This window comes from Marinobacter sp. UBA2498, assembly GCF_002341575.1.
Lineage (GTDB): Bacteria > Pseudomonadota > Gammaproteobacteria > Pseudomonadales > Oleiphilaceae > Marinobacter > Marinobacter manganoxydans.
The window spans coordinates 8,143-31,499 of the sequence record NZ_DDOI01000100.1; the positions used below are offsets into that span (position 1 = coordinate 8,143).

At 57.5% G+C, this 23,357-nt stretch carries 25 protein-coding genes; 16 read left to right on the forward strand and 9 right to left on the reverse strand.

Going from position 1 to position 23,357, the window contains the following annotated elements; translation table 11 throughout:
* The coding region (locus B2W52_RS13900; protein ID WP_286803614.1) for an NAD(P)H-quinone oxidoreductase at positions 1 to 737 on the forward strand (737 nt) is incomplete at its 5' end.
* A 34-nt stretch (positions 738 to 771) separates the two neighbouring features.
* On the opposite strand, the gene B2W52_RS13905 is transcribed toward B2W52_RS13900, so the two are convergent.
* Positions 772 to 1,797 (reverse strand): NADP-dependent oxidoreductase, encoded by a 1,026-nt coding sequence (locus B2W52_RS13905; RefSeq protein WP_104270313.1) that lies wholly within the window; start codon positions 1,795 to 1,797, stop codon positions 772 to 774.
* A 169-nt stretch (positions 1,798 to 1,966) separates the two neighbouring features.
* Here B2W52_RS13905 and B2W52_RS13910 point away from each other — a divergent pair, with 169 nt between their 5' ends.
* Positions 1,967 to 2,380, forward strand: coding sequence for a TA system antitoxin ParD family protein (locus B2W52_RS13910; protein ID WP_219123287.1), 414 nt, complete (start codon positions 1,967 to 1,969; stop codon positions 2,378 to 2,380).
* Positions 2,364 to 2,942: an ATPase gene (locus B2W52_RS13915; protein ID WP_008170409.1), complete on the forward strand. Its 579-nt coding sequence runs from the start codon at positions 2,364 to 2,366 to the stop codon at positions 2,940 to 2,942. The genes B2W52_RS13910 and B2W52_RS13915 overlap by 17 nt, the downstream gene beginning before the upstream one ends.
* Positions 2,943 to 2,949: 7 nt before the next feature.
* On the opposite strand, the gene B2W52_RS13920 is transcribed toward B2W52_RS13915, so the two are convergent.
* Entirely contained in the window at positions 2,950 to 3,846 is an 897-nt protein-coding gene (locus B2W52_RS13920) for a DUF1853 family protein (protein ID WP_008170407.1), read from the reverse strand.
* A gap of 64 nt (positions 3,847 to 3,910) precedes the next feature.
* On the opposite strand from B2W52_RS13920, the gene B2W52_RS13925 reads away from it, so the two are divergent.
* The 3 genes from B2W52_RS13925 to B2W52_RS13935 all read left to right on the forward strand — a co-directional run bounded on the left by B2W52_RS13925 (position 3,911) and on the right by B2W52_RS13935 (position 6,224).
* Positions 3,911 to 4,351 carry a VOC family protein gene (locus B2W52_RS13925; RefSeq protein ID WP_008170405.1) on the forward strand — a complete coding sequence of 147 codons (441 nt, stop codon included), beginning with the start codon at positions 3,911 to 3,913 and terminating at the stop codon, positions 4,349 to 4,351.
* A gap of 102 nt (positions 4,352 to 4,453) precedes the next feature.
* Positions 4,454 to 5,878: a hypothetical protein gene (locus B2W52_RS13930; RefSeq protein ID WP_273070268.1), complete on the forward strand. Its 1,425-nt coding sequence runs from the start codon at positions 4,454 to 4,456 to the stop codon at positions 5,876 to 5,878.
* Positions 5,850 to 6,224, forward strand: a complete 375-nt coding sequence (locus B2W52_RS13935) for a hypothetical protein (RefSeq protein WP_008170400.1) — start codon at positions 5,850 to 5,852, stop codon at positions 6,222 to 6,224. The genes B2W52_RS13930 and B2W52_RS13935 overlap by 29 nt, the downstream gene beginning before the upstream one ends.
* Positions 6,225 to 6,267: 43 nt before the next feature.
* Here B2W52_RS13935 and B2W52_RS13940 read toward each other — a convergent pair whose 3' ends face one another.
* Complete coding sequence (locus B2W52_RS13940; protein WP_104270317.1) at positions 6,268 to 6,801, reverse strand: cold-shock protein; 534 nt, start codon at positions 6,799 to 6,801, stop codon at positions 6,268 to 6,270.
* A gap of 222 nt (positions 6,802 to 7,023) precedes the next feature.
* Between B2W52_RS13940 and B2W52_RS13945 the strand changes: the two genes are divergently transcribed.
* Positions 7,024 to 7,242, forward strand: coding sequence for a SlyX family protein (locus B2W52_RS13945; RefSeq protein WP_064227410.1), 219 nt, complete (start codon positions 7,024 to 7,026; stop codon positions 7,240 to 7,242).
* Positions 7,243 to 7,315: 73 nt separating this feature from the next.
* Here B2W52_RS13945 and dapE read toward each other — a convergent pair whose 3' ends face one another.
* From dapE to map, 6 genes are all read right to left on the reverse strand, one after another.
* On the reverse strand, positions 7,316 to 8,452 hold the full coding sequence (dapE, locus tag B2W52_RS13950) for a succinyl-diaminopimelate desuccinylase (RefSeq protein WP_273070265.1): 1,137 nt from the start codon (positions 8,450 to 8,452) through the stop codon (positions 7,316 to 7,318).
* Positions 8,439 to 9,467: a 2,3,4,5-tetrahydropyridine-2,6-dicarboxylate N-succinyltransferase gene (gene dapD / locus B2W52_RS13955; RefSeq protein WP_008170392.1), complete on the reverse strand. Its 1,029-nt coding sequence runs from the start codon at positions 9,465 to 9,467 to the stop codon at positions 8,439 to 8,441. The genes dapE and dapD overlap by 14 nt, the downstream gene beginning before the upstream one ends.
* A gap of 87 nt (positions 9,468 to 9,554) precedes the next feature.
* Positions 9,555 to 9,896 carry an ArsC family reductase gene (locus tag B2W52_RS13960; protein WP_008170391.1) on the reverse strand — a complete coding sequence of 114 codons (342 nt, stop codon included), beginning with the start codon at positions 9,894 to 9,896 and terminating at the stop codon, positions 9,555 to 9,557.
* On the reverse strand, positions 9,893 to 11,095 hold the full coding sequence (dapC, locus tag B2W52_RS13965; protein ID WP_008170389.1) for a succinyldiaminopimelate transaminase: 1,203 nt from the start codon (positions 11,093 to 11,095) through the stop codon (positions 9,893 to 9,895). Before dapC ends, B2W52_RS13960 begins: the two co-directional genes overlap by 4 nt.
* Entirely contained in the window at positions 11,092 to 13,737 is a 2,646-nt protein-coding gene (locus B2W52_RS13970) for a [protein-PII] uridylyltransferase (RefSeq protein ID WP_008170387.1), read from the reverse strand. Before B2W52_RS13970 ends, dapC begins: the two co-directional genes overlap by 4 nt.
* Positions 13,738 to 14,508 (reverse strand): type I methionyl aminopeptidase, encoded by a 771-nt coding sequence (gene map, locus B2W52_RS13975; RefSeq protein ID WP_008170385.1) that lies wholly within the window; start codon positions 14,506 to 14,508, stop codon positions 13,738 to 13,740.
* Between the two features lie 252 nt (positions 14,509 to 14,760).
* Here map and rpsB point away from each other — a divergent pair, with 252 nt between their 5' ends.
* The 9 genes from rpsB to bamA form a co-directional block, all read left to right on the forward strand.
* A complete protein-coding gene (gene rpsB / locus B2W52_RS13980; RefSeq protein WP_008170383.1) occupies positions 14,761 to 15,513 on the forward strand; it encodes a 30S ribosomal protein S2 in 753 nt (250 codons plus the stop codon).
* Between the two features lie 92 nt (positions 15,514 to 15,605).
* A complete protein-coding gene (gene tsf / locus B2W52_RS13985; RefSeq protein WP_008170381.1) occupies positions 15,606 to 16,475 on the forward strand; it encodes a translation elongation factor Ts in 870 nt (289 codons plus the stop codon).
* 185 nt (positions 16,476 to 16,660) lie between these two features.
* Positions 16,661 to 17,389: a UMP kinase gene (gene pyrH, locus B2W52_RS13990; protein ID WP_008170379.1), complete on the forward strand. Its 729-nt coding sequence runs from the start codon at positions 16,661 to 16,663 to the stop codon at positions 17,387 to 17,389.
* Positions 17,390 to 17,463: 74 nt separating this feature from the next.
* A complete protein-coding gene (gene frr / locus B2W52_RS13995; RefSeq protein ID WP_008170376.1) occupies positions 17,464 to 18,021 on the forward strand; it encodes a ribosome recycling factor in 558 nt (185 codons plus the stop codon).
* Between the two features lie 71 nt (positions 18,022 to 18,092).
* A complete protein-coding gene (uppS, locus tag B2W52_RS14000) occupies positions 18,093 to 18,863 on the forward strand; it encodes a polyprenyl diphosphate synthase (protein WP_053114835.1) in 771 nt (256 codons plus the stop codon).
* Between the two features lie 21 nt (positions 18,864 to 18,884).
* Positions 18,885 to 19,724, forward strand: a complete 840-nt coding sequence (locus tag B2W52_RS14005; protein WP_008170372.1) for a phosphatidate cytidylyltransferase — start codon at positions 18,885 to 18,887, stop codon at positions 19,722 to 19,724.
* Between the two features lie 2 nt (positions 19,725 to 19,726).
* A complete protein-coding gene (gene ispC / locus B2W52_RS14010; protein ID WP_008170370.1) occupies positions 19,727 to 20,911 on the forward strand; it encodes a 1-deoxy-D-xylulose-5-phosphate reductoisomerase in 1,185 nt (394 codons plus the stop codon).
* Positions 20,912 to 20,960: 49 nt separating this feature from the next.
* Positions 20,961 to 22,310: an RIP metalloprotease RseP gene (rseP, locus tag B2W52_RS14015; protein WP_008170369.1), complete on the forward strand. Its 1,350-nt coding sequence runs from the start codon at positions 20,961 to 20,963 to the stop codon at positions 22,308 to 22,310.
* Positions 22,311 to 22,354: 44 nt separating this feature from the next.
* The coding region (bamA, locus tag B2W52_RS14020; protein WP_286803626.1) for an outer membrane protein assembly factor BamA at positions 22,355 to 23,357 on the forward strand (1,003 nt) is incomplete at its 3' end.

The window sequence follows — 23,357 nt, forward strand, 5'->3', positions numbered from 1 at the left end:
AACCCGGTGATGAAGTCTGCGCCCTGCTGACCGGCGGCGGTTATGCGACTCGTGTGGTGGTACCCGCGGTGCAGGTTTTGCCCGTTCCCAAAGGGGTGTCGCTGGAGACAGCTGCGGCCATTCCCGAGGTTTTTGCGACCGCCTGGTTGAATCTGTATCACGAAGCAGCCTTGAAACCGGGCGAGCGTGTGCTCCTGCATGCGGGTGCCAGCGGCCTTGGCACTGCGGTAATTCAGCTCGCAACGGCCTTTGGCAATCCGGTCTTTGCGACCGCCGGTGATAAGGCCAAACTGGAGGTTTGTCGCAATCTGGGCGCCAGTGGCGTCTGGAACCGGAACGAAGGCTCCTTCGTTGATGCTGTTACAGCGTGGGGTGGCGTGGATATGGTTCTGGATCCGGTCGGTGGCAATTATATTGCCGAAGATCAGCGGGTTCTGAACGTCGATGGCCGCATTGTGCTCATCGGACTCATGGGTGGCCGTATGGCCGAGGTGGATCTGGGCATCATGCTGATCAAACGCCAGCGCCTGATCGGTTCCACCCTCCGTTCACGCACGGTCGAGGATAAGGGCGAGGTGATGCAGGCGCTCTACCGGCACGTCTGGCCACTGCTCGCAGCCGGCCAGATTGAACCTCTGATCGATAGCACCTGGCCGATAGAAGAGGTGGAAGAGGCGATGGCCTATGTGGCTGAGAACAGGAACACCGGCAAGGTGCTCCTGAAAATCTCGGACTGAATCACACAGACCACACGCGTCTCAGGTATTGCAGTCAGTCTGCAATGTGAACCAGCTGTTTACCGAAGTTCTGGCCTTTGAGCATGCCCTTAAAGGCATCAACGGCGTTGTCCAGCCCTTCGGCAACGGTTTCGCGGTATTTCAGTTCTCCGGAAGCAACCCGTGAGGCCAGGATGTCCGTGATTTCCTGATGCTGGTCCTGCCATTCGGTCACGAGGAAAAAACGATGCTCCGGCGCCGGATCAAGCGCCCCGAGCACGTGGAAGGGAGTTTCCACGCTGGCCATATCTTTTGCATTGTAGGCAGAGACAAAACCGCAGATGGGCACCCGGGCCCCCTCATTCAACAATGGGGCAACGGCGCGCGTAACGGCTCCACCCACGTTTTCAAAGTAGATGTCGATGCCGTCGGGGCAGGCCGCTTTGAGATCCGCTTCCAGGTTCCCCGCCTTGTAGTCGACGCAGGCGTCGAAGCCCAGCTCATTGACCACGAAATCGCACTTCTCAGGCCCACCGGCAACGCCAACCACCCGGCAACCTTCTGTTTTTGCGGTTTGGCCAACCACAGTGCCGACAGGGCCGGAGGCTGCCGAGACAACCACGGTTTCGCCGGCTTTTGGTTTGCCGACGTACATAAGGCCGCAATAACCGGTGCGCCCTGGCATGCCTGCAACGCCAAGGTAGGTTTGAAGGGGCACATTGTCTCGTTGCTGAATTTTGTAGACCATCGGCGCGTCCGCCGGGAAGGTGACGTATTCCTGCCAGCCGGAGTAGCAGGTAACCAGGTCACCGACTTTCAGGTCGTCCGAGCGGGACTCAACAACACGTGCAACACTCTCGCCGACGATAGGCTCATCGATGCCAATGGGGTCCATGTAACCCTTGGCATCGTTCATGCGTGGACGCATGTAGGGATCCAGTGAAAGCCAGAGCACTTGAGCAACAACTTCTCCCTCGTTGGGGGAACGGACAGGACGCTCTTCCAAAACGAGATCGCCTTGTTGGATTTCGCCCTGTGGGCGTTGTTTGAGCACGACGGCTCGGTTCTTGTATTCGCTCACTTGTTCTCTCCGGTTGCATAATGAAACCAGATTAGGGTGCAGCAGAATGATGGGCGGGTCAACTGTTTAGCTGGTGCCTGGTTGTTTGCAACGTTTTGACCCAGTTGTAGCGAAACGCAACAAGTGCCATAATTTTCAGTGTGACTAGATATCTTCCCTGGAGGTAACCATGACTACCGCCGTCCGTCTCGACGATTCACTCGTTCGTCACGCCGCCGCCGAGGGCGCGGTTAATCGGCGTTCGACACCCAAGCAAATTGAGTATTGGGCCGAAATCGGGCGTGCTGTTGCCGGCGATGTGAGTGCCGAAGATCTGATTGCCATTGTGCAGGGTATACGCCAGGTTCGGGTTGAGCCGGTGGTGGCTGACTCTGTGTCCAGCGATGAGCTCTGGGCCGAGGTGGATCAGTCCAGGGAAAGCGGTGACCTGGGGCGCTCTATCGGCCGGGGGCGAACGGTGTACCAGGCCTCTGGCGAGAAACCCGGCTACCTGGAAGCGATCTATCCGGACGGTAGCCGAGAACTCGGCCAGTTTCGCAACGGGCGTTTTGAAGCACTGAGTGACCGTGACAACGCAGCCTGAACTCTGGCTGCTGGTTGGCGGCAACGGTGCCGGCAAGACCACATTCTATGAGCGGTTCCTGGCCCGCCGGAAGATTCCTCTGGTGAATGCCGATAACATCGCCCGCAGTGTGTGGCCTGACGCGCCCGAGAAACACAGTTATGAGGCGGCGCTGATTGCTGAACAGGAACGGTTCCGACTGCTTAAGGAGCGCCAGAGTTTCTGTTTCGAAACTGTCTTTTCTCATTCCTCGAAGGTGGATTTTGTCGGGGCTGCCAAGGCTGCCGGATTTCGCATTCGGCTGTTTTATTTCCACCTCGAATTCGCTGCGTTGAACAAGGCTCGGGTGGCTTCCCGGGTAAGATCCGGCGGCCATCATGTGCCCGAGGCCAAGGTTGAGTCCAGAATTCCAAGGACCCTTGCCAATCTTCGCGAATGTATCGGGCTGGCGGACGAACTGCACCTCGTTGATAACTCCAGTCTCGATCAACCCTACGTGCGCATTGCGGTCTGGGAGGCGGGGCAGTGGCGTACCTGTCAGGAGGTCTTGCCTCAGTGGGCAACCGACCTTATTGATAACTGAAAGACGGCTATGGCCAGCTGTCCGGCACCACGAAAAAGCGGTTGGTTTCCTGCCAGAGGCCGCTGATGGAGTCCTCCTCGAGTTTCGCGAACAGGAGCGGGATGTTGTAGCGCTCGATGGTGTTCAATGCAGCAGTTACTGCATTGGGGGCCGGTGGCTCGCTTTGACGCCACGGGCCGATCCAGTGGGGTTTGTTCAATACCACCCAGCCGGGGAGGTCCGATGTCTCAATCTGTGAGAGATAGCGCCACTGGCCGCGCAGGTGACTGGCTGGCACGGACTCAGGAGCGATCACCTGTGTTCCTGCCGGGTAAAACAGGTACCCCGGCATGAAAATCCGGGGAATGACAGGCTCTGCGATTCCAGCGTCTGCCAGCAACGCCCGGGCCTCGGGCAACGCGGTTCTCTGGCTTTGCATGCGCAGCATCCGGTCTGTTTTCAGATCGAGCCGGTCTTTGGCATTCGGGCCATACCACAGAGTTCTCCCGCTTTGCTCCGGAACTCCCAGATAGTATTTGATGGCAATTTCGTGGTGCTCGATTCGATCTTCTGACCGATTATGCACCACGAAATCCAGCTCGCCCATGGTTCGGCCGTGGGACTGGATTTGTCGATTTTGAAGCAGAACATCCCAGCCCAGAAGGTCTTCCAGTAATACGCGGTAAAGCTGCTCGAAATAGAAGCCGAGCCGCTTCTGGGGTGTCTCTCTGAGCAGCGCAGGCGCTATTTCCGGCTTTTCATCCCAGGCCTGAAGTTGTTCTGTAATACCGTCAGGGAGATAACTGGCCGGCTCAAACGTCAGTGGTGACTGCAGCAGCTGGGGCGCCCGGCATAGCCAGGCAAGGTGCCTGATCGCCGGCGTGGTCAGTTGTCGAGTTGAGTAGGGGGTTGTTTTTGCATCCATATGGCCAGAATACCGTAAACTGTCCGCAAGGCACGATGATCAATACAGTTCTGAAGGAGGCTTCATGCAATATCTTCACACCATGATCCGGGTGAGCAACCTGGACGAGACACTCCATTTCTTTTGCGATCTGCTGGGAATGGTTGAGATCAATCGCAAGAGCAGCGACAAAGGCCGATTCACCCTGGTGTTTCTGGCTGCACCGGAAGACGAAGCCCGTGCCCGTGAAGACCGGGCGCCGATGATCGAGCTCACTTACAACTGGGATCCGGAAGAGTATACCGGCGGGCGTAATTTTGGCCATCTGGCCTACCGGGTGGGTGACATTTATGCCCTTTGTGAGCACCTCAAAGCCAATGGGGTAACGATTAACCGTCCGCCCCGTGACGGCCATATGGCCTTTATCCGCACGCCGGATAACATCTCGATTGAGCTTCTGCAGAAAGGCGAGGCGCTGCCACCGAAGGAACCCTGGGCCAGCATGGAAAACACTGGCACATGGTAAGCCCGCAGGCGGGGCGCCGCAAGGGGCTTGAGCGTGATACAATAACAACCTGAAACATAGCTTTCGCATCAGGACGATGCATTCAGAACATGGAGAAGTTTGATGGACGATTGGCAAGGATGCCTGGATCCCCAGTGCCAGACCGCTTTATTACGAGCCCGGGAAAGTGTTGAACGCCGTGGTGGCTCGGTGATTACCGTTGAAGATTACCTGCTTGCCCTGCTGGACTCCGCACCCGCTATAGCCCGCTTTCTGCGCGGCTGCGGCGTGGATATGGACGAACTCACCCGCACCATTCAGTGCGAACAACCGATCGTGACGGAAGTGGGCGGCGAAGGGCAATTATCTTCCCAATTGATGTACTGGTTCGCGGCGGCCCGGGAAACCAACGATTCGCCATGGCTCGGATGGTCTCAACTGTTGGGGGCGCTGGTTCGCCACGCGGAGCGGCTGCAGGAAAAAGCCTATGTGGCGGTTTTTGAGTTGGTCCCACGCTGGCCCGATTCGTCCGGGGAGCGGGAGCCGGCGCCGATTGATAACTTCCAGAGAGCGCCCGTGGTAGTGACGGATTCCGCATGGGTTGAGCTGGCTGAGGATGTCGCGATCGGTCTGGCGGCGTCGCCGTCAGCCATGATCTGGGTCCGTGGCGAGCGTGGAGCGGGCAAGACCGCCTGGCTGCAATCGCTGCTTCCGGTACTGGAGCAGGATTACGTTGAGTTGGATCTCAGGCGTGAAGCGGAGATCATGGCCAGTGATCTTCCGGTTCTTCCGGCGCTTTCATCGGAGGGCGGTCCGGGAGAGGAAGGGCCACGCTGGCCGGTACTGGTACTGGACAATATCTCGCCAGCGGACCTGATTGCGCTGATGGATCTTCCTGATGGGCTGGCGTCAGCGCTGGTACTTCAATGGGCAGGTCCAATACTTCTGCTGGGGCCTGAAGAGCCTCGCGAAAGCAGTGCCGCCCTGGCGCTGCAGCATCGTCTGGGCCGCACCCTCGACACCTTTGATATGCCGGTTTCAAGCGTGGTTCAGCGTCAGGCCATTCTGACAGCCCACCAGGCCGCCATCGAGAAGCAGTGGAATGTGCAGGTGCCTCGGTCGGCGATCCGGTTTGCTGCTTCTCGCCGGAGCCGGTGCGTGAGCACGCCGGGCGGAATGCTGCAGTGGCTGGAACGGGCGGCCGCCCGGCTGAACCTCGTTGCCCGCAGAGGCCCGGCCGAGGCGGTGGCCCTGGCTGGACAGGCTGATACTCTGAGGCGTCAGTCCCTGGTTGCCCTGGCGCGGAAAGAGCCGCTCGACGACATCGAGGCTTCGCTGGGTGAAATTCAGCTCTATCGCGTGGCCGCAGAGGTTGCCTGGCATGAACGCAAGGCAGCCGGCAAGCTCCGGCAGCTATGCACTGAAGATTTGCGTCAGGAACTGGAACGCTGGGTTGCAGCGCGGCCCGGGCCGGTTCACTATGTGCGGCATTGCAATAATCAGGATGGAGATTCAGCGGGTGCAGGATCTGGAAATTTACATTCGTGATCTGGAGCCGGGGGCGGTTTCCGGGTGGCTTGAGAACCACCTTGAAGAACTGGAACTGGATGACGTTGAGGTAACAGGCGTGATCAAGGGCTTTGCCCGCTTCGAGGGCGAGAGACTGCGGATATCGCTTTATCCGGGGGCATTTGGCAAACGTTTCACCTCAGTGGTCATCGAGGGGCCAAGGGTGCCCTGGAACAGTGACCTTGACTGCGCGCGCAGTGCCTGGCGTGCCATGGATACCGAGATTCGCTGCAGTCCGGGAGACTGGAAAGAGGGCGAGCCGGTAGAGGATGAGAAATGGTGGCGTCTGGACCACCGGGGCGAGCAACAGGTCGTCTGGAACTGAAAGAGGCAGCCCTTGGGCTGCCTCTTTGTTTTCAGTGGGCGATTCAATCGCTCAGGATGGATACGTTGTCGGCCTGAAGGCCTTTGTCTGCCTCCACAACATTGAAGCGGACCAGTTGACCCTGTCGCAGGACCCGGCGCCCACGGCCACGAATCGCCCGGAAGTGAACAAATACCTCGTCACCGCTGTCACGCACGATAAAGCCGAAGCCTTTCTTGACGTTGAACCACTTTACGGTGCCTTCTTCATCACCCTCAGGGCTGCTTTCGTCATAGCCATCATCATCGTCATCATTGTGGTTCTGGCTGGGGGCACGGTTGCTCGGCCGGGATGGGCTTTGCTTTTCGGCCGGTTTCTTGACTGAAAGCGCAATGGCCAGGAAGCCCGCAATGCCGAAAACGATCAGCGTAATAATGTAGGCTGCGATGCCACGAGTGCTACCGAGGGCCTCAATAAGCTGACCTGCAGCGATCAGGCGAAGAGGCTCTGGTGTAAAAGACAGCAACAGGGCAAGCACCAGCGGTGCGGGGATGGCGATCAGGAGAGCAAAAAGGATCGCTTTGGATGGATTACGCATTGACTGAAATTTCTCCATTCTTGTAACGCTAACGATAAAAACCGGATATCGGGTAAAATCGCACATCCGGCCGGTGAAAACCGCCAGTTCCCCGGAAAACGGGAGCGCTGACGGGCAAAAGCGGCATGATACCAGATTATCCCGAGCGCTGACCAAGCAACGGGGTAAGCAGTGTCATCGATCACATTCTTGATAGATCCACCCAGGGAGTGCCAATACCCAATGAGCCAGAACGATCTGGAAACCCGACTGGATGAGCTGGAGACACGGCTGGCCTTTCAGGACGACGTTATCAATACCCTGAGTGAGCAGGTGGCCAGGCAGGAAATGGACATCCGGGAATTGTGGGAGGCCAAACGGCTGCTGCACAAACAGTTGAAAGATGTTTCACCGTCCAATATCAAGTCAGAGCAGGACGAAACACCTCCCCCTCATTATTGATAATGGCGCATTAAAAAAGGGATCAGATGAAGGTTTCATCTGATCCCTTTTCGTTGGATTCCGGTTCCCGCTTTTATGCCAGCAGTTCGATCAGAATCTGTTCGTAGATTTCAGACAGGGTATTCAAATCGTCGGCCTTTACGCACTCATCCACTTTGTGAATAGTCGCATTGATGGGGCCAAGTTCGACCACCTGCGCGCCGGTAGGCGCAATGAAGCGGCCATCCGATGTGCCGCCGGAGGTTGAAAGTTCGGTTTCCCGGCCTGTCACCGTGCGAATGGCGCTCTGGCTGGCAGACACGAGTGCGCCCTTGTCCGTCAGGAACGGACGGCCACTGAGGTGCCACTGCAGATCGTATTTCAGGTTGTGGCGGTCCAGGATGGCTACCACCCGTTCCTCCAGACTTTCTGCAGTGTTTTCCGTGCAGTAGCGGAAGTTGAAGTGCACCAGGCATTCACCGGGAATAATGTTGCTGCCCGTACCGGCCTCCAGCTTAGTAATCTGGAAGGTGGTTGGCGGGAAAAAGTCGTTGCCGTTATCCCAGAATTCCTTTGCCAGCGCATCCAGGGCAGGCGCAACCAGGTGAACCGGGTTCTCGGCCAGGTGCGGATAGGCTACGTGGCCCTGAACCCCATGCACGGTCAGGTAACCATGCAGAGAGCCCCGTCGACCATTCTTGATCACATCACCCACTTCTCGGGTGCTGGACGGCTCGCCAATCAGACACCAGTCGATCTTTTCGTTCCTGGCTTCGAGAGTTTCCACCACTTTGACCGTACCGTGTTGGGCTGGCCCCTCTTCGTCACTGGTAATCAGCAGGGCTATGGAACCCCGATGGTCCGGGTAGCTTGCAACGAAGCGCTCGCATGCGGTTACGAAGGCTGCCAGGCTGCCCTTCATGTCCGCGGCGCCACGGCCGAGGAGGTAGCCATCCCTGATCACGGGATCAAAGGGTGGGTGCGACCAGTTCTTTTCCGGCCCGGTTGGTACCACATCGGTATGGCCGGCAAAGGCCAGCACCGGCCCCTCGGAGCCCTTTCGGGCCCAGAGGTTATCGGTATCGCCAAAGCGCAGGTTCTCGCCGGTGAAGCCCAGAGGCGCAAGGCGCGACATCATCAGTTCCTGACAGCCGGCATCGTCTGGCGTGACAGACTGCCGGCGGATCAGATCAACGGCAAGTTCGAGGGTCGGGGAATCAGTTGTTTGCATGCAGCTCTTCATTCAGCTCGATGGCAGACTTGTTGGTTTTGCACTCCACCGCGCCAGTCTGGCTGTTACGGCGGAAAAGCAGGTCTGTCTGGTTGGCCAGATCGCGGGCCTTGATCACCTCAACCAGCTCGTTGTTGTCGTCGAGCAGCGCAACCTTGGTGCCGGCTGTGATGTACAGCCCGGCCTCGACCTTGCAACGGTCGCCCAGCGGGATGCCGATACCGGCGTTGGCGCCGATCAGGCAGTTCTCGCCAACGGCAATGATGATGTTGCCTCCACCGGAAAGGGTGCCCATGGTGGAGCATCCACCGCCCAGATCAGACCCCTTGCCAACCATGACGCCGGCGGAAATACGGCCCTCGATCATGCTGGTGCCTTCGGTGCCGGCGTTGAAGTTGATAAACCCTTCGTGCATGACCGTGGTGCCTTCACCCACATAGGCGCCAAGGCGAACCCGGGCGGTATCGGCAATGCGGACACCTTTCGGTACCACGTAATCGGTCATCTGCGGGAATTTATCCACGGATTTGACTTCCAGTGTGCGGCCTTCCAGGCGAGCCTGAAGCTGGCGGTCGGACAGTTCGTTCAGATCGATCGCGCCTTCGCTGGTCCATGCCAGATTCGGCAGCAGGCCAAAAATGCCGTCCAGCTTCAATCCGTGAGGTTTGGCCATGCGATGAGAAATCAGGTGAAGCTTGAGGTAAACCTCCGGGGTGCTGGACGCGGTGTCATCTGTTTCGAGTACTGTGACAACCACCGGGCGCTTGCTGGCGGCCGCTTTGTCCGCCAGTGATGCCTGGCCTGTCTGGCCGATCTGACGCAAGGCGTTGGCGAGCTGGCTGAGCTGCTCGGCGGTCGCGCTGATCGCCTGGTTACCACCCTTGTAATCAAGGGCGTTGGAGATGACGTCCATCAGGGTGTTATCGGGTGTCATGACCGGCTGCTGGTAAAACACTTCCAGCCACTCGCCCTGGTTGTTCTGGGTGCCGATACCGATACCGAATGCAAAGCTCATCTGATGGTTGCTCCTGTTATGAATGTGGGGCCAGGGCAATGCCTGAAGACCCCTGAAATTAAAGTTTGGATCTGGTTTGCCCGAGATTCAGGCCAGCCATGCGGACCATTCGTCTGCACTGAAACCTACGCGCACATCACCGCCGTTTTCGACAACGGGACGCTTAATAATGGATGGGTTCTCCAGCATGATCTCGTGAGCGCTTTGGGCGTCAATGGTATCACGAACGTCCTCCGGAAGTTTGCGCCAGGTGGTGCCACGGCGGTTCAGCAGGGTTTCCCATCCGACCGCGTGTTCCCAGCGGAACAGCAAATCACTCTGCAGGCCATCCTTCTTGAAGTCGTGGAATTCGTAGTCGATACCTTGTTCGTCCAGCCACTTCCGGGCCTTCTTTACGGTGTCGCAGTTTTTGATGCCGTACAGTTTCATGGCTTGTTCGCCTTAACAAATTCAACAATGCGTTCCGCTGCCTCTACGCACTCTTCCAGCGGGGCGACCAGGGCCATCCGGACACGGTTTTCTCCGGGATTATGGCCATCCACGGTTCGGGAAAGATATCGCCCAGGCAACACGTGCACGTTCTGTTGTGCCGAGAGCTCCCGGGCAAACGTTTCATCGTCCATCGGAGTTATCGGCCACAGGTAAAACCCGGCATCCGGAAAATCAACATCCATAACTTCCCGGAGGATGGGGACCACTGCCTCAAATTTGGCGCGGTACGCTGCACGATTCTCCCGAACGTGGTCTTCGTCGCTCCAGGCGGCGATGCTCGCCAGCTGATTGTGGATGGGCATGGCGCAGCCGTGATAGGTGCGGTACTTCAGGTAGCCGTCAAGAATGCTGGCATCCCCGGCTACGAAACCCGATCGCAGGCCGGGCAGGTTGCTGCGTTTGGACAGGCTGTGGAACACCACGCAGCGGGCGTAGTCATCCCGGCCAATGGCGGCGCAGGTTTGCAGGAGGCCTTCCGGCGCGTTGCCTTCCTCCGGATAGAGTTCGGAGTAGCATTCGTCGGAAGCAACGATAAAGTCGTGTTTGTCGGCCAGGGCTATCACCCTGGTCAGCGCCTCCCGGGAGATAACAGCACCACTGGGATTGCCCGGGGAGCACAGAAACAGTATCTGGCATTCTTGCCAGATGGATTCGGGCACTGAATCAAAATCGGGAATGAAGCCATTTGAGCCATCGCAGGGGAGGTATACGGGCGTCGCGCCTGCAAGGAGGGCGGCTCCCTCGTAAACCTGATAAAACGGATTGGGGCTGACTACGGTGGCAGGCTTGGTGGCATCCACGACAGCCTGAACCAGGGAAAAGATGGCTTCACGTGTGCCGTTTACCGGCACGATGTTGTTCGCCGCGCTGAGGCTGCCGGCCTTCAGATTGAATCGGCGGGTTGCCCAGCCACTGATGGCCTCGCGGAGTTCATCCGTACCCCGGGTGGTGGGGTAATTGGCAAGCTTGTCCAGATTGTTCGCAATGACCTGTTTGACGAAATCGGGCGACGGGTGCTTCGGCTCTCCAATCCCCAGGGAAATCGGCCGGAGATGATCGGGCACGCTGATGCCTGCCTTTAGTTTGGCAAGCTTTTCAAAAGGGTAGGGGTGAAGTCTGTCGAGGTTCGGATTCATTGAATGTCGTCCAGCATTTTACAGAGATCTTGCTGCAGGGCCTGGCATACCGCCGGCTCCCGGATGGGCTCGCCGTGTTCGTCCGTCACGAAGAAAACGTCCTCCACGCGCTCGCCCAGGGTGGCAATCTTGGCGTTGCTCAGGCGTACCCGGTGCTCCAGCAGCACCTGGCCGATGCGGGCCAGAAGCCCCGGGCGGTCGGGCGTGATCACTTCCATTACGGTGCGCTGGTTGATGGTGTCATTCGAGAACGTCACTTCCGTCGGGAAAGCGAAATGCTTGAGCTGGCGTGGCGTGCGCCGGTGGATGATGTCCGGATAGTCATCCGGGTCGTCCAGTTCTTCGATCAGGCGCAAACGCACCCGTTCTTTTCTCGCAGGGTCGATGCCCAGAGGCTGTCCCTTCTCATCAAGTACCACATAGGAACTGATCGAGTAGGGCCCCTCGCTTGAGCTGATGCGCGCGTCCACGATGTTCAGGTTCAGCTGTTCGAGGACCGCCGTTGTCGCAGCGAACAGGGCAACCCGGTCCTTCATGTAGATAATGATCTGGGAGTAGCCGTCCGTCGGGCCGCCCCGCGTGTCTCGAATCAGCACCAGCGGGTCCGTATTGTCGCCGTGTCTGATGATGGCAGCAGTCTGCCAGGCGATGTCCACGGTCGAGTCCTGGAGGAAATAGTCTTCGTCCACGGTGTCCCAGATGGCGTCGATCTGTTCATCAGTCATGTTCTGGGCATGCAGGATTTCCCGGGCTTCCGACTGGGTAGCGCGAACCCATTCCTGTCGGTCGATGGGCGTTTCAGTGCCCCGACGCAAAGCCCGTTTGGCCTCGATATAGAGTTGGCGCAACAGCGAGGCCCGCCACGTGTTCCATAGCTTGGGATTGGTAGCGCTGATGTCGCATACGGTTAGAACGTACAGGTAATCCAGGTGCGCCTGGCTCGGCACTGCCCTGGCAAATCCGTGGATAATGTCCGGGTCGGAGATGTCTTTGCGCTGGGCTGTCATGGACATCAGCAGGTGGTTTTCCACCAGCCAGGAAATCAGCTGGGTGTCCCGTTCGCTCAGGTGATGCCGCTGGCAGAAGGCTTCGGCATCGATGGCACCCAGTTCCGAGTGATCGCCACCCCGGCCTTTGGCCACATCATGGTAAATGCCGGCAATATAGAGGGTTTCCAGTTTCGGCAGCCGGTGAATCAGGCGGGATGCCAGCGGATACTCGGTTCGGGCTTCCGCGCTGCCAAGCCTTACCATGTTGCGGATGACCCGCATGGTGTGGGCATCCACGGTGTAAATGTGGAAAAGGTCGTGCTGCATCTGGCCAATGATCTGGCCAAACTCCGGGAGATAGCGCCCGAGCACGTTGTACTTCTTCATGGCAGACAGCGTCTGATCCAGGGCATGGGGCGTTCTGAGCAGCTCCATGAACAGGGTAGTCACTGCCAGATCAGATCGGAACGCATCATCGATCAAATGCCGGTGGGCCCGAAGCGAGCGGATCGTCGTGGCCCGGATGCCCTTTATCTCAGGGTGCTGAGCCATCAGAACGAAGATTTCCATGATGGCATAGGGCGCGTAGGCGAAGACCTGGTTGTTGACCGCTTCAATATAGTAGTTACGAATCTGGAAACGTTTGTTGATGGGCTGGATGGCGTCTTCCGATGGGCTACCCAGAATCGCTTCGTCGTAATACTGCAGAATCACATCCGCCAGTTCGGCGAGGGCCAGGACGGTGCGATAGTAGGCCTGCATCATCAATTCGACGCCGAGCCGCTTACCTTCATCTCTATAGCCGAGCATCTGGGCCAGGGCTCGCTGATGATCGAACAGCAGCCGGTTTTCATTCCGGTCAGCGAGCAGCTGCAGGCCGTATCGCAGTTGCCAGAGGAAGGTTTCACCCTGGAACAGAATCTGATGCTCTTCCTCGGTAAGAATGCTGAAGCGGGTCAGGTCAGCGATGTTCTGCAGTCCGAAATGTCGCTTGGTAATCCAGCCGATCGTCTGTATGTCCCGCAAGGCGCCCGGGGAACCCTTCACGTTTGGTTCGAGGTTGTATTCGGTATCGCCGTATTTCTGATGCCGTTGCTGCTGCTCCTCACGCTTCGCAATAAAGTAGTCGCGGTCGGTGCTGACATCATCGGAATAGACTTGCTCGCTCAGATCTGACCGGAGTTCATCCGGGCCGGCAATCGTGCGCGTTTCCAGCAGGTTGGTCAGTATGGTGATATCTTCGCGGGCGGCTGTCTTGCTTTCCTCGATGCTGCGAACACTGTGGCCGATATCCAGCCTGAGATCCCACAGCAGGGTAACGAACGCGCCCAGGTCTTCGTGCCAACTGTCTTCGATGCCGGCACGGGTGAGAATGAGCAGGTCGATGTCCGAATGCGGGTGCAGCTCACCCCGTCCATAGCCGCCGACGGCGATCAGGGCAATGTCCGGTGAATCGGAAAAGGGGTAGCGGTTCCAGATCAATCTGAGAACTGTATCGACCGTGTCAGCCCGGGAGCGGACAAGGGCGCGCACATCGGCGCCTTGTCGAAAGGCCTCGGCATCGGCGTCATACCTGCCCTTTAACAGCTCCCGGGCCGCCGTAACCGGAGATGGGTCATTACTGATGCGGGATTCCAGCTCGCTTTGGTCCACTTAGAAGGACTCTTCCTTTCGCTTGGTCAAGACCTCATGACCGTCCGCCGTCACAAGGATGGTGTGCTCCCATTGTGCAGAGAGTTTGTGATCCTTGGTAACGACGGTCCAGCCATCCGGCAGAAGCTTGGTCTGGTACTTGCCCTGGTTGATCATTGGCTCAATGGTAAACGTCATACCTTCCTGCAGCTCCAGACCGGTGCCGGGTTTGCCGTAATGCATTACCTGAGGCTCCTCGTGGAATACTGCGCCGATGCCATGGCCACAGTAATCTCGAACCACGGAATAGCGGTGTTTCTCGGCGTGCTGCTGAATCACATGCCCGATATCGCCCAGACGGGTTCCCGGCTTGACCAGTTCAATACCTTTATAGAGGCACTCCTGTGTAATCTGGATCAGCCGCTCGGTGCCAGGTTTCGGCTTGCCGACAATCCACATCTTGCTGGTGTCGCCGTGGTAGCCATCCTTTATTACGGTGACATCGATATTAAGGATGTCTCCATCTTTGAGGATTTTCTTCTCAGACGGAATGCCGTGGCAGATAACGTGGTTGACCGACGTGCAGATGGACTTCGGAAACCCCTTGTAGTTGAGTGGTGCCGGAATGCACTTTTGCTCGTTTACAATATAGTCGTGGCAAATCCGGTCGAGCTCTTCGGTGGAAACGCCGGGCTTGACGTGATCGCCAATCATCTCGAGCACTTCGGCCGCCAGGCGGCCAGCGACGCGCATCTTTTCAATTTCTTCCGGTGTCTTGATCGATACCTGCATTGGGTTTCCCGTTGTTTGTGCCAAACCGGCATTTTAAGGGGCCTGCTGCCCGGGTACAAGGAAGCTCGCCGTCAAAAATAATGGCGTTTGTCGGGCCGAATATGGTATAAACGCGCCCGCTGGAAACGAATCCAGCAAATTCACACACGTGTCGGCACGTTATCCCAGGGTGCCTGGTCCTGCTTTTAAAGGAGTCAGGTTGGGGTAATCGGATACGTGGAGGACTAACCCGAAGCTAAAAAGGTAACTATCATGGCTCAGGTAAATATGCGTGACCTGCTGAAGGCAGGTGCTCACTTCGGTCACCAGACCCGCTACTGGAACCCGAAAATGTCGAAGTTCATCTTCGGCGCCCGTAACAAGATTCATATCATCAACCTTGAGCAGACTGTTCCTGCCATGAACGACGCGCTGAAATTTGTTCAGCAGCTGGCAGAGAACAAGAACAAGATCCTGTTCGTTGGTACCAAGCGTGCCGCGGCCAAGATCATCAAGGAAGAAGCCGAGCGTGCCGGTCAGCCGTTCGTTAACCACCGCTGGCTCGGTGGCATGCTGACCAACTACAAGACCATCCGTCAGTCTATCCGTCGCTACCGTGACCTGGAAACCCAGAGTCAGGACGGTACTTTTGACAAGCTGACCAAGAAAGAAGCACTGGATCGTACCCGTGAAATGGACCGCCTTGAGCGCTCCATTGGTGGTATCAAGGACATGGGCGGCCTGCCGGACGCGATGTTCGTGATTGACGTTGACCACGAGCGTATCGCCATCAAGGAAGCCAACAAGCTTGGTATTCCTGTCATCGGTGTTGTTGATACCAACAGTGATCCCGACGGTGTCGATTACGTGATCCCGGGCAACGATGACGCTATCCGTGCGATCCAGATTTACGTGAAAGCCGTTGCTGATACCTGCATGGAAGCAGCCCAGTCTGCTGGTGCCGGTGCTGACGAGTTTGTTGAAGTCAGCGAAGACGCTGAAGGCGCTGCTCCAGCCGCTGAGTAACGTTTTACCTTCACGGTTTAGATGTAAGGTGTGCCTGGTGTTTTCCGAGGCACACCGCCCCACCGAATTCGGAACAGTTGAGAGGATTGAACATGGCTGCAATTACCGCTGCAATGGTCAAAGAGCTGCGTGAGCGTACCGGCCTTGGCATGATGGAATGCAAGAAGGCACTTGTTGAAGCCGAAGGCAGCGTTGACGCTGCGATCGAAGAGCTGCGCAAGTCATCCGGTCTGAAAGCTGCCAAGAAAGCCGGCCGTACCGCCGCTGAAGGCGCTTCACTGATCAAGATCTCTGACGACAACACCGTTGCCTTTATTCTGGAAGTGAACTCCGAGACCGACTTTGTTGCTCGCGATGACAACTTCCTGAACTTTGCCAACGACGTGCTGAACGTTGCGTTTGAAAATGGCGAAACCGACGTAGCCAAGCTGATGGAAGGCGATCTGGAATCCAAGCGTGAAGCGCTGGTTCAGAAAATCGGCGAGAACATTACTGTTCGTCGTGTCGTCAAGGTTGAAGGCCCGGTTGTTGGTGGATACGTTCACAGCAACAACAAGATCGCTTCGGTTGTCGCCCTGACTGCCGGTGATCCTGAAGTTGCCCGTGACATCGCCATGCACGCAGCTGCCGTTAACCCGCGTGTCGGCAAGCCGGAAGATATGCCGGCTGAAGAACTCGAAAGAGAGAAGGATGTGATCAAGGCCCAGCCGGATATGGAAGGCAAGCCTGCCGAGATCGTCGAAAAGATGATGGGTGGCCGCATCAAGAAGTTCCTCAAGGAGAACAGCCTTGTTGAGCAGCCTTTCGTCAAGAACCCGGACCAGACCGTGGGCGAGCTGATCAAGTCCAACGGCGGCGAGCTGGTTGGCTTCGTTCGCCTGGAAGTGGGTGAAGGCATTGAGAAGGAAGAAGTGGACTTTGCTGCCGAGGTTGCTGCTGCAGCCGGCACAGGCAAGGCCTGATCCTTCGTTCGATGCAGCGGGCTTTGAGCCACTGTATCACCTGAGTCTGCCACGTTAGCCGGGAATTCCCGGCTCTCGTGGCGGGCTTGTATCTGAGATACCCCTTTTTATGAGGAGTATGTCAGATACAAGCCTGCAAAGGGTACCACGCCGGATAGCAGCCAACAGACGACAAGGGGATCATCATGCCGACATCATCGAAAACCCAGCCCAGATACAAGCGTGTTCTGCTCAAACTCAGTGGCGAGGCCCTGATGGGAGAGCACGATTTCGGTATTGATCCCAAAGTTCTTGACCGCATGGCACTGGAAATCGGTGCGCTGATTGGCATCGGCGTGCAGGTTGGCCTGGTGATTGGCGGCGGCAATCTGTTCCGTGGCGCAGCCCTGAATGCGGCCGGCATGGATCGGGTTACCGGTGATCATATGGGCATGCTGGCCACCGTGATGAACGGTCTGGCCATGCGTGATGCCCTGGAACGTTCGAACATCCGGACCCGTGTGATGTCCGCGATCCCCATGAGCGGCATCGTGGAGCATTACGACCGCCGTCGCGCGGTACGGGATCTGAAGGATGGCGATGTCGTGATCTTCTGCGCCGGTACCGGTAACCCTTTCTTCACGACCGATTCCGCTGCATGTCTGCGTGGCATTGAGATCGAGGCCGACGCGGTGCTGAAGGCGACGAAAGTGGATGGCGTATACTCAGCGGATCCGCACCTCGACAGCAGTGCAGAGAAATACGACTACCTCACCTATGATGAGGTTCTGGACAAGAAACTGGGTGTGATGGATTTGACAGCCATCTGTCTCGCCCGTGACCACGGCATGCCGCTGCGGGTGTTCGATATGAACCGTGCCGGCGCCCTTACTCGCATCGTAACTGGCGAGAAAGAAGGTACACTGATCGAATGAATCGCTGTCCCGGCCCCACAGGATCGTGGCGCCAGATTACAGAATGACATGACGAACGAATTGAGGATGCTGAAGTGATCAACGACATCAAAGCAGAAGCCGAAAAGAAAATGAAAAAGAGCCTGGAGTCCCTTAACTCCGCGTTCAACAAGATCCGCACCGGCCGTGCCCACCCCTCTATCCTGGATAGTGTCATGGTGAACTACTACGGCCAGGAGACGCCGCTGAAGCAGGTGGCTAGCGTCAACGTCGAGGATAACCGCACGCTGACGGTCTCTCCCTGGGAGAAAAACCTGATGCCGACCATCGAGAAAGCTATCATGGCATCAGACCTTGGCCTGAACCCGGCGACCAGCGGCGATATCATCCGTATCCCGATGCCCATGCTGACAGAAGAAACCCGTAAGGAAATGGTTAAGCAGGCAAAAGCAGACGCCGAGCACGGTCGTGTTTCCATCCGTAATGCGCGTCGCGACGCGAACAGCATGATCAAGGATCTGCTCAAGGAAAAGGAAATCACCGAAGACGACGAGCGCAAGGGCGAGGACGATATCCAGAAGCTGACCGACCGCTACATTGCAGAAGTCGAGAAGATGCTCAAGGCCAAAGAAGAAGACCTGATGGCGGTTTAACCGTCCGGACCTACTTGCAAGCGAATTGAAAGGCCGAAGCACCGAGGCGCTCCGGCCGCACAGGGGATTTCATGACGGGAACTGTATCCGCAGAGATTCCGGTGTCGGCAGACAGTCGGCCCCGGCATGTGGCCATCATCATGGACGGGAACAATCGATGGGCCAAGGCCCGTCGGCTCAAGGGAGTGGCTGGGCACAAGGCCGGTGTCGATGCGGTCAGGGCAGTGGTGGAAACCTGTGCCCGTGAAGGCGTGGAAGTGCTCACGCTGTTTGCCTTTTCCAGCGAGAACTGGCGCCGGCCCAAGGACGAAGTGTCCGCGCTCATGAAGCTGTTCCTGTTCGCCCTTGAGCGCGAGGTTCGCAAACTTCACCGGAACGATATCCGCCTGCGCATTATCGGTGATCGGTCAGCGTTCAGCGCTTCACTGCGTGAACACATGGCGGCGGCTGAAGAGCTGACCCGCAATAACTCCCGGATGACCCTGGTAATTGCCGCCAACTATGGTGGTCACTGGGATATCACGCAGGCCACACGCAAGGTGGCCGAGCAGGTCCGTTCCGGGCAGTTGGCACCCTCTGACATCACCGATGACCTGATTCAGCAGCACCTCAGCATCGGTGACCTGCCAATGCCGGACCTGATGATTCGTACCGCAGGCGAGCAAAGAATCAGCAATTTCATGCTTTGGCACCTGGCTTACACAGAGCTTTACTTTTCACCGGTGTATTGGCCTGACTTCCAGCAGGAAGAGATGCTCAAGGCCCTGCAGGCCTATGCCGGCCGACAGCGTCGCTTTGGCCAGACGGATGATCAGATAGCGGCCAAGGCTGTACAACAATAACGAACGATAGCGACGTCAACCGTGTTAAAAACCCGAATTATCACCGCACTGATCCTCGCTCCTATCGCCATTGGCGGGATCTTTTTCCTCCCGCCCCTGGGTTTTGCGCTCTTTACCGGCGCCATCATTACCCTGGGCGCCTGGGAGTGGGCGAATATGTCCGGTATTGAGAGTCCTGCCGGTCGGGTTGGCTACGCACTGGCCACCGCTATCCTTCTCTACGGTCTGCTGAACGTTCCGTTTGTGGCAGTCCTCTGGTTATCGTTGCTCTGGTGGGGCGTGTGCTTTCTTCTGGTTCGCAGTTATCCCGGCGGCTCCGAAAAATGGGGCAGTCTCCCCGCAAGAGCCGTCATGGGGCTGTTCGTTCTGGTGCCGGCGTGGGTGGGCCTTAATCACCTGCGAACCGGCGGTTTCCAGTTTGGTGACAGTACCAACAACCTGCTGCTCATCCTCTACGTATTCTGTGTGGTGTGGGTTGCCGATATCGGTGCTTACTTCGCCGGTCGGGCGTTTGGTAAAGCAAAGTTGGCGCCCCGTGTCAGTCCTGGCAAATCATGGGCGGGCGTTTGGGGCGGCCTGATGGCCGTCGGGGTTTTTGCCCTGGTTGTCAGCTGGCTGGCTTCGGCGGGGACGGTTCAGACCTCGCTGCTAATTGTTGCCAGCCTCGCCACGGGTCTTGTTTCAGTGTTGGGCGATCTGCTGGAAAGCATGCTCAAAAGGCACCGTGGCATCAAGGACAGTAGTCAGCTGTTACCCGGTCACGGTGGCATCATGGACCGGATCGACAGCCTGACGGCGGCCATTCCGGTATTTGCATTGATTATTACCCAACTTGGTTGGCTGACAACCGGGCACTGGTGACTATGGTAACCCGCTCTATCAGTGTTCTCGGGGCGACCGGCTCCATCGGTCTCAGTACCCTGGACGTTGTTCGGCGCCACCCTGACCGCTTCTCGGTCTATGCGCTCACGGCCAGTACCCGTGCGGAAGAGCTCGCGGTCCTCTGCCGTGAATTCCGTCCGAAAGTGGCGGTCATGGCTGACCCTGAAGCGGCCGATGTCCTCTCAAAATTGCTGGCAGACCTGCCTGAAACTCGCGTGCTTGGCGGGCTGGAAGGGTTGTGCGAGGTGGCCTCCACCCCCGGTGTTGATACTGTGATGGCGGCTATCGTCGGGGCAGCGGGTCTTTCGCCAACACTGTCGGCGGTGCGGGCGGGAAAGCGGGTGTTGCTTGCCAACAAAGAAGCGCTTGTGATGTCCGGCAAACTGTTTATGGATGCCGTGGCCGAAGCGGGGGCAGAATTGCTGCCGATCGACTCTGAGCACAACGCGATTTTCCAGTGCATGCCGGCCGACAAGGTCCGGGACCCTGCCGGTGCCGGCATCACTCGTATACTTCTGACAGCCTCCGGGGGCCCGTTCAGGGAACATTCTGCCGAGGATCTTCGATCGGTAACGCCCGCCCAGGCCTGTGCCCATCCGAATTGGTCCATGGGGCAGAAGATTTCCGTGGACTCGGCCACCCTGATGAACAAGGGCCTCGAGCTCATTGAAGCCTGCTGGCTGTTCAACACCACGCCCCAGAAAGTTGAGGTGCATGTCCACCCTGAGAGTATTATCCACTCGATGGTTGAATATGCCGATGGCTCCGTTCTGGCCCAGCTTGGCAGTCCCGATATGAGAACACCGATTGCCAACGGCCTGGCCTGGCCGGAGCGTATTGACGCTGGTGCCCCGCCTCTGGACCTGTTCGCGATCGGCCGCTTTCACTTTGAGCGGCCAGATCTGGTGCGTTTCCCCTGCCTGCGCCTGGCTGCCGAAGCGTTTGAGGCGGGCGGCACTGCCCCGGCGGTTCTTAATGCCGCCAATGAAGTGGCTGTTGCCGCTTTTCTTGAGGGTAGCCTGTGTTTTTCGGATATCCCCGTTATCATAGAGCGAACGCTCGCTGTGACCGCCGTTGAGCCCGCCGACAACTTTGACGTTATCTTCGCCAAGGATAAAGAAGCACGGGCTTGTGCACGGGAACAGATAGGTCTGTTAACTGTCTGATAGTCGCAGCAGAATGCTGCCCGGCTGAAGCCATTCAATCAGGAACGCTATGCAGATTATTGAAACCGTCCTCGCACTTGCGCTTACCCTGGGCATCCTGGTGACCCTTCACGAATACGGTCATTTCTGGGTTGCCCGGCGTTGTGGCGTAAAAGTACTTCGCTTTTCCGTGGGTTTCGGGAAACCGATGTTTTCCTGGTACGACAAGCATGGGACCGAGTTTGCCGTCGCCGCCATTCCTCTGGGCGGCTATGTAAAAATGCTGGATGAGCGGGAAGGGCCAGTTCCTGAGGAGCTGAGAGATCAGGCCTTTACCTCCAAGCCTCCGAGCCAGCGTATTGCCATTGCGGCGGCCGGTCCCGTGGCCAACTTCTTGTTCGCCATTTTTGCTTACTGGCTGCTGAGTGTGGTTGGCGTTACCCATGTTGCACCCATTGTCGGGCAGATCGCTGACGAGAGTGTGGCCGAGCGGGTAGGTCTTCAGGAGGGTATGGAGATTCACGCTGTGGATGGCCATCGCGTCAGTTCGTGGCGCGATGTGAATATGCGCATTCTGGAGCGGACCGGCGAGCACGGTCTGATTTCCATGGAGGTATCGGAAGATGGCGCCCGCGGTACAGTCAGCGGTGAGCTTTCCGGTTGGGGCCTGAGTGACGATACTCCCAATCCGTTAGCCGAGTTCGGCATTACGCCATGGCGCCCGGCTGTTCCGCCGGTATTGGGGCAGATTTCCGATGGTGGCCGCGCTCAGGCTGCCGGCCTGCAGCCCGGGGATCGCATTGTGGCCGTGGGCGGCGAGCCGATCAGTAGCTGGTTTGAGCTGGTCGAGTTTATTCGCAATGCCCCGGAGCAGACACTTCAGGTAACCATCGAGCGTAATGGTGCGGAACAATCCGTCAGCGTGACACCGGAAGCGAAGACTCAGGAAAGTGGTGAGTCAATCGGTTTTGTCGGTGCCGGTGTGGAAGCTATCTCATGGCCAGAAGAGGTGCTGCGTGATGTCAGCTACGGCCCATTCGCCGCCGTTCCGGTCGCCCTCAGCGAAACCTGGGCGGATACCCGCTTGACACTGGTGGCCATCAAGAAGATGGTCACCGGCCTGTTGTCACCCACCAACCTCAGTGGACCAATTACCATTGCCCGGGTTGCTGAAGCCAGTGTCAGTTCCGGGTTCGAAGACTTCGTGCGTTTTCTTGCCTATCTGAGCGTGAGCCTGGGCATTCTGAACCTTCTGCCTGTGCCGGTGCTAGATGGTGGTCATATCGTTTACTACACCATCGAAGCTCTCCGTGGGAAGCCGCTTTCCGAGCAGGCTCAGGCGTTTGGATTACGAATTGGTATGGCAATGATCCTCACATTAATGGTGTTTGCTCTTTACAACGACCTGATGCGGTTGTGAGAATTGCGAGCTCCTTACGCGCATTAACCAGGCGAAATATTTGAATGAGACGTTCTCTTCTAGGTGTAGCCGTTGGCCTCGCTGTAGCCGTGTCCGGCCTGAAGCCAGCATTTGCTGATCAGTTCACTGTTGCGGATATTGAGGTGGAAGGCCTGCAGAGGGTATCTGCGGGTACTGTTTTTTCCGCGTTCCCTGTCAATATTGGCGAGCAGGTGGACGAGACCGAGCTGGCTGATGCGATCAAGTCGCTGTTCCGGACCGGTCTTTTCACCGACATTGAGGCCAGCCGGGATGCCGGTGTGCTTATCCTGACGGTTCGTGAACGACCCTCCATCAGCGATATCGAGATTGAGGGCAACAAGAACATTGAAACCGAGATGTTGATGGATGCCCTCGCTGGCGCCGGGCTTCAGGAAGGCCAGGTATTCCGGCGTGCGACTCTTGAACGTCTGGAACTGGAAATTCTGCGCTCTTACATTGCCCAGGGGCGCTACAACGCCCGGGTAAAGGCAACGGCCGAGGAGCTGCCCAGAAACCGCGTTGCGATTCGCCTGGATATCAATGAGGGGTCGGTCGCTGCGATCCACCATATCAACCTGATCGGCAACAAGGACTTCAGTGACGAAGAACTGCAAGAGCTGTTCGAGCTGCAGACCACGAGCTGGTGGAACTCAATTACAAACTCGGACAAGTACGCGAGAGAGCGCCTGAGTGGCGACCTTGAATCGCTGCGGTCGTTCTATCTTGACCGTGGTTATCTGGATTTCAACGTCGAGTCCAGCCAGGTATCCATTTCGCCTGACAAACAAAAAGTCTTCATCGCGATTGCCCTGAATGAGGGGCCTCAGTACACCATTTCCGAGATTAACCTTCGTGGTGAGCTGATCGTGGGTGAAGAGGAGCTGCGATCGCTGATTCCTGTTGAGGAGGGCGACGTATTCTCCCGATCCCGCATGACGGCAATTTCCGAATCCCTGGCATTCCGGCTCGGAAGGGAAGGCTACGCCTTCGCCAACGTCAATGCCGTCCCCGAGCCGGGAGAAAACA

Excerpts from the sequence above, each read along its gene's own strand:
- B2W52_RS13910 (WP_219123287.1), top strand. The coding sequence starts at position 1,967 with ATGACTACCGCCGTCCGTCTCGACGATTCACTCGTTCGTCACGCCGCC.
- B2W52_RS13920 (WP_008170407.1), bottom strand. The coding sequence starts at position 3,846 with ATGGATGCAAAAACAACCCCCTACTCAACTCGACAACTGACCACGCCG.
- B2W52_RS13925 (WP_008170405.1), top strand. The coding sequence starts at position 3,911 with ATGCAATATCTTCACACCATGATCCGGGTGAGCAACCTGGACGAGACA.
- B2W52_RS13930 (WP_273070268.1), top strand. The coding sequence starts at position 4,454 with ATGGACGATTGGCAAGGATGCCTGGATCCCCAGTGCCAGACCGCTTTA.
- B2W52_RS13940 (WP_104270317.1), bottom strand. The coding sequence starts at position 6,801 with ATGCGTAATCCATCCAAAGCGATCCTTTTTGCTCTCCTGATCGCCATC.
- B2W52_RS13945 (WP_064227410.1), top strand. The coding sequence starts at position 7,024 with ATGAGCCAGAACGATCTGGAAACCCGACTGGATGAGCTGGAGACACGG.
- dapE (WP_273070265.1), bottom strand. The coding sequence starts at position 8,452 with ATGCAAACAACTGATTCCCCGACCCTCGAACTTGCCGTTGATCTGATC.
- dapD (WP_008170392.1), bottom strand. The coding sequence starts at position 9,467 with ATGAGCTTTGCATTCGGTATCGGTATCGGCACCCAGAACAACCAGGGC.
- B2W52_RS13960 (WP_008170391.1), bottom strand. The coding sequence starts at position 9,896 with ATGAAACTGTACGGCATCAAAAACTGCGACACCGTAAAGAAGGCCCGG.
- dapC (WP_008170389.1), bottom strand. The coding sequence starts at position 11,095 with ATGAATCCGAACCTCGACAGACTTCACCCCTACCCTTTTGAAAAGCTT.
- map (WP_008170385.1), bottom strand. The coding sequence starts at position 14,508 with ATGCAGGTATCGATCAAGACACCGGAAGAAATTGAAAAGATGCGCGTC.
- rpsB (WP_008170383.1), top strand. The coding sequence starts at position 14,761 with ATGGCTCAGGTAAATATGCGTGACCTGCTGAAGGCAGGTGCTCACTTC.
- tsf (WP_008170381.1), top strand. The coding sequence starts at position 15,606 with ATGGCTGCAATTACCGCTGCAATGGTCAAAGAGCTGCGTGAGCGTACC.
- pyrH (WP_008170379.1), top strand. The coding sequence starts at position 16,661 with ATGCCGACATCATCGAAAACCCAGCCCAGATACAAGCGTGTTCTGCTC.
- uppS (WP_053114835.1), top strand. The coding sequence starts at position 18,093 with ATGACGGGAACTGTATCCGCAGAGATTCCGGTGTCGGCAGACAGTCGG.
- ispC (WP_008170370.1), top strand. The coding sequence starts at position 19,727 with ATGGTAACCCGCTCTATCAGTGTTCTCGGGGCGACCGGCTCCATCGGT.
- rseP (WP_008170369.1), top strand. The coding sequence starts at position 20,961 with ATGCAGATTATTGAAACCGTCCTCGCACTTGCGCTTACCCTGGGCATC.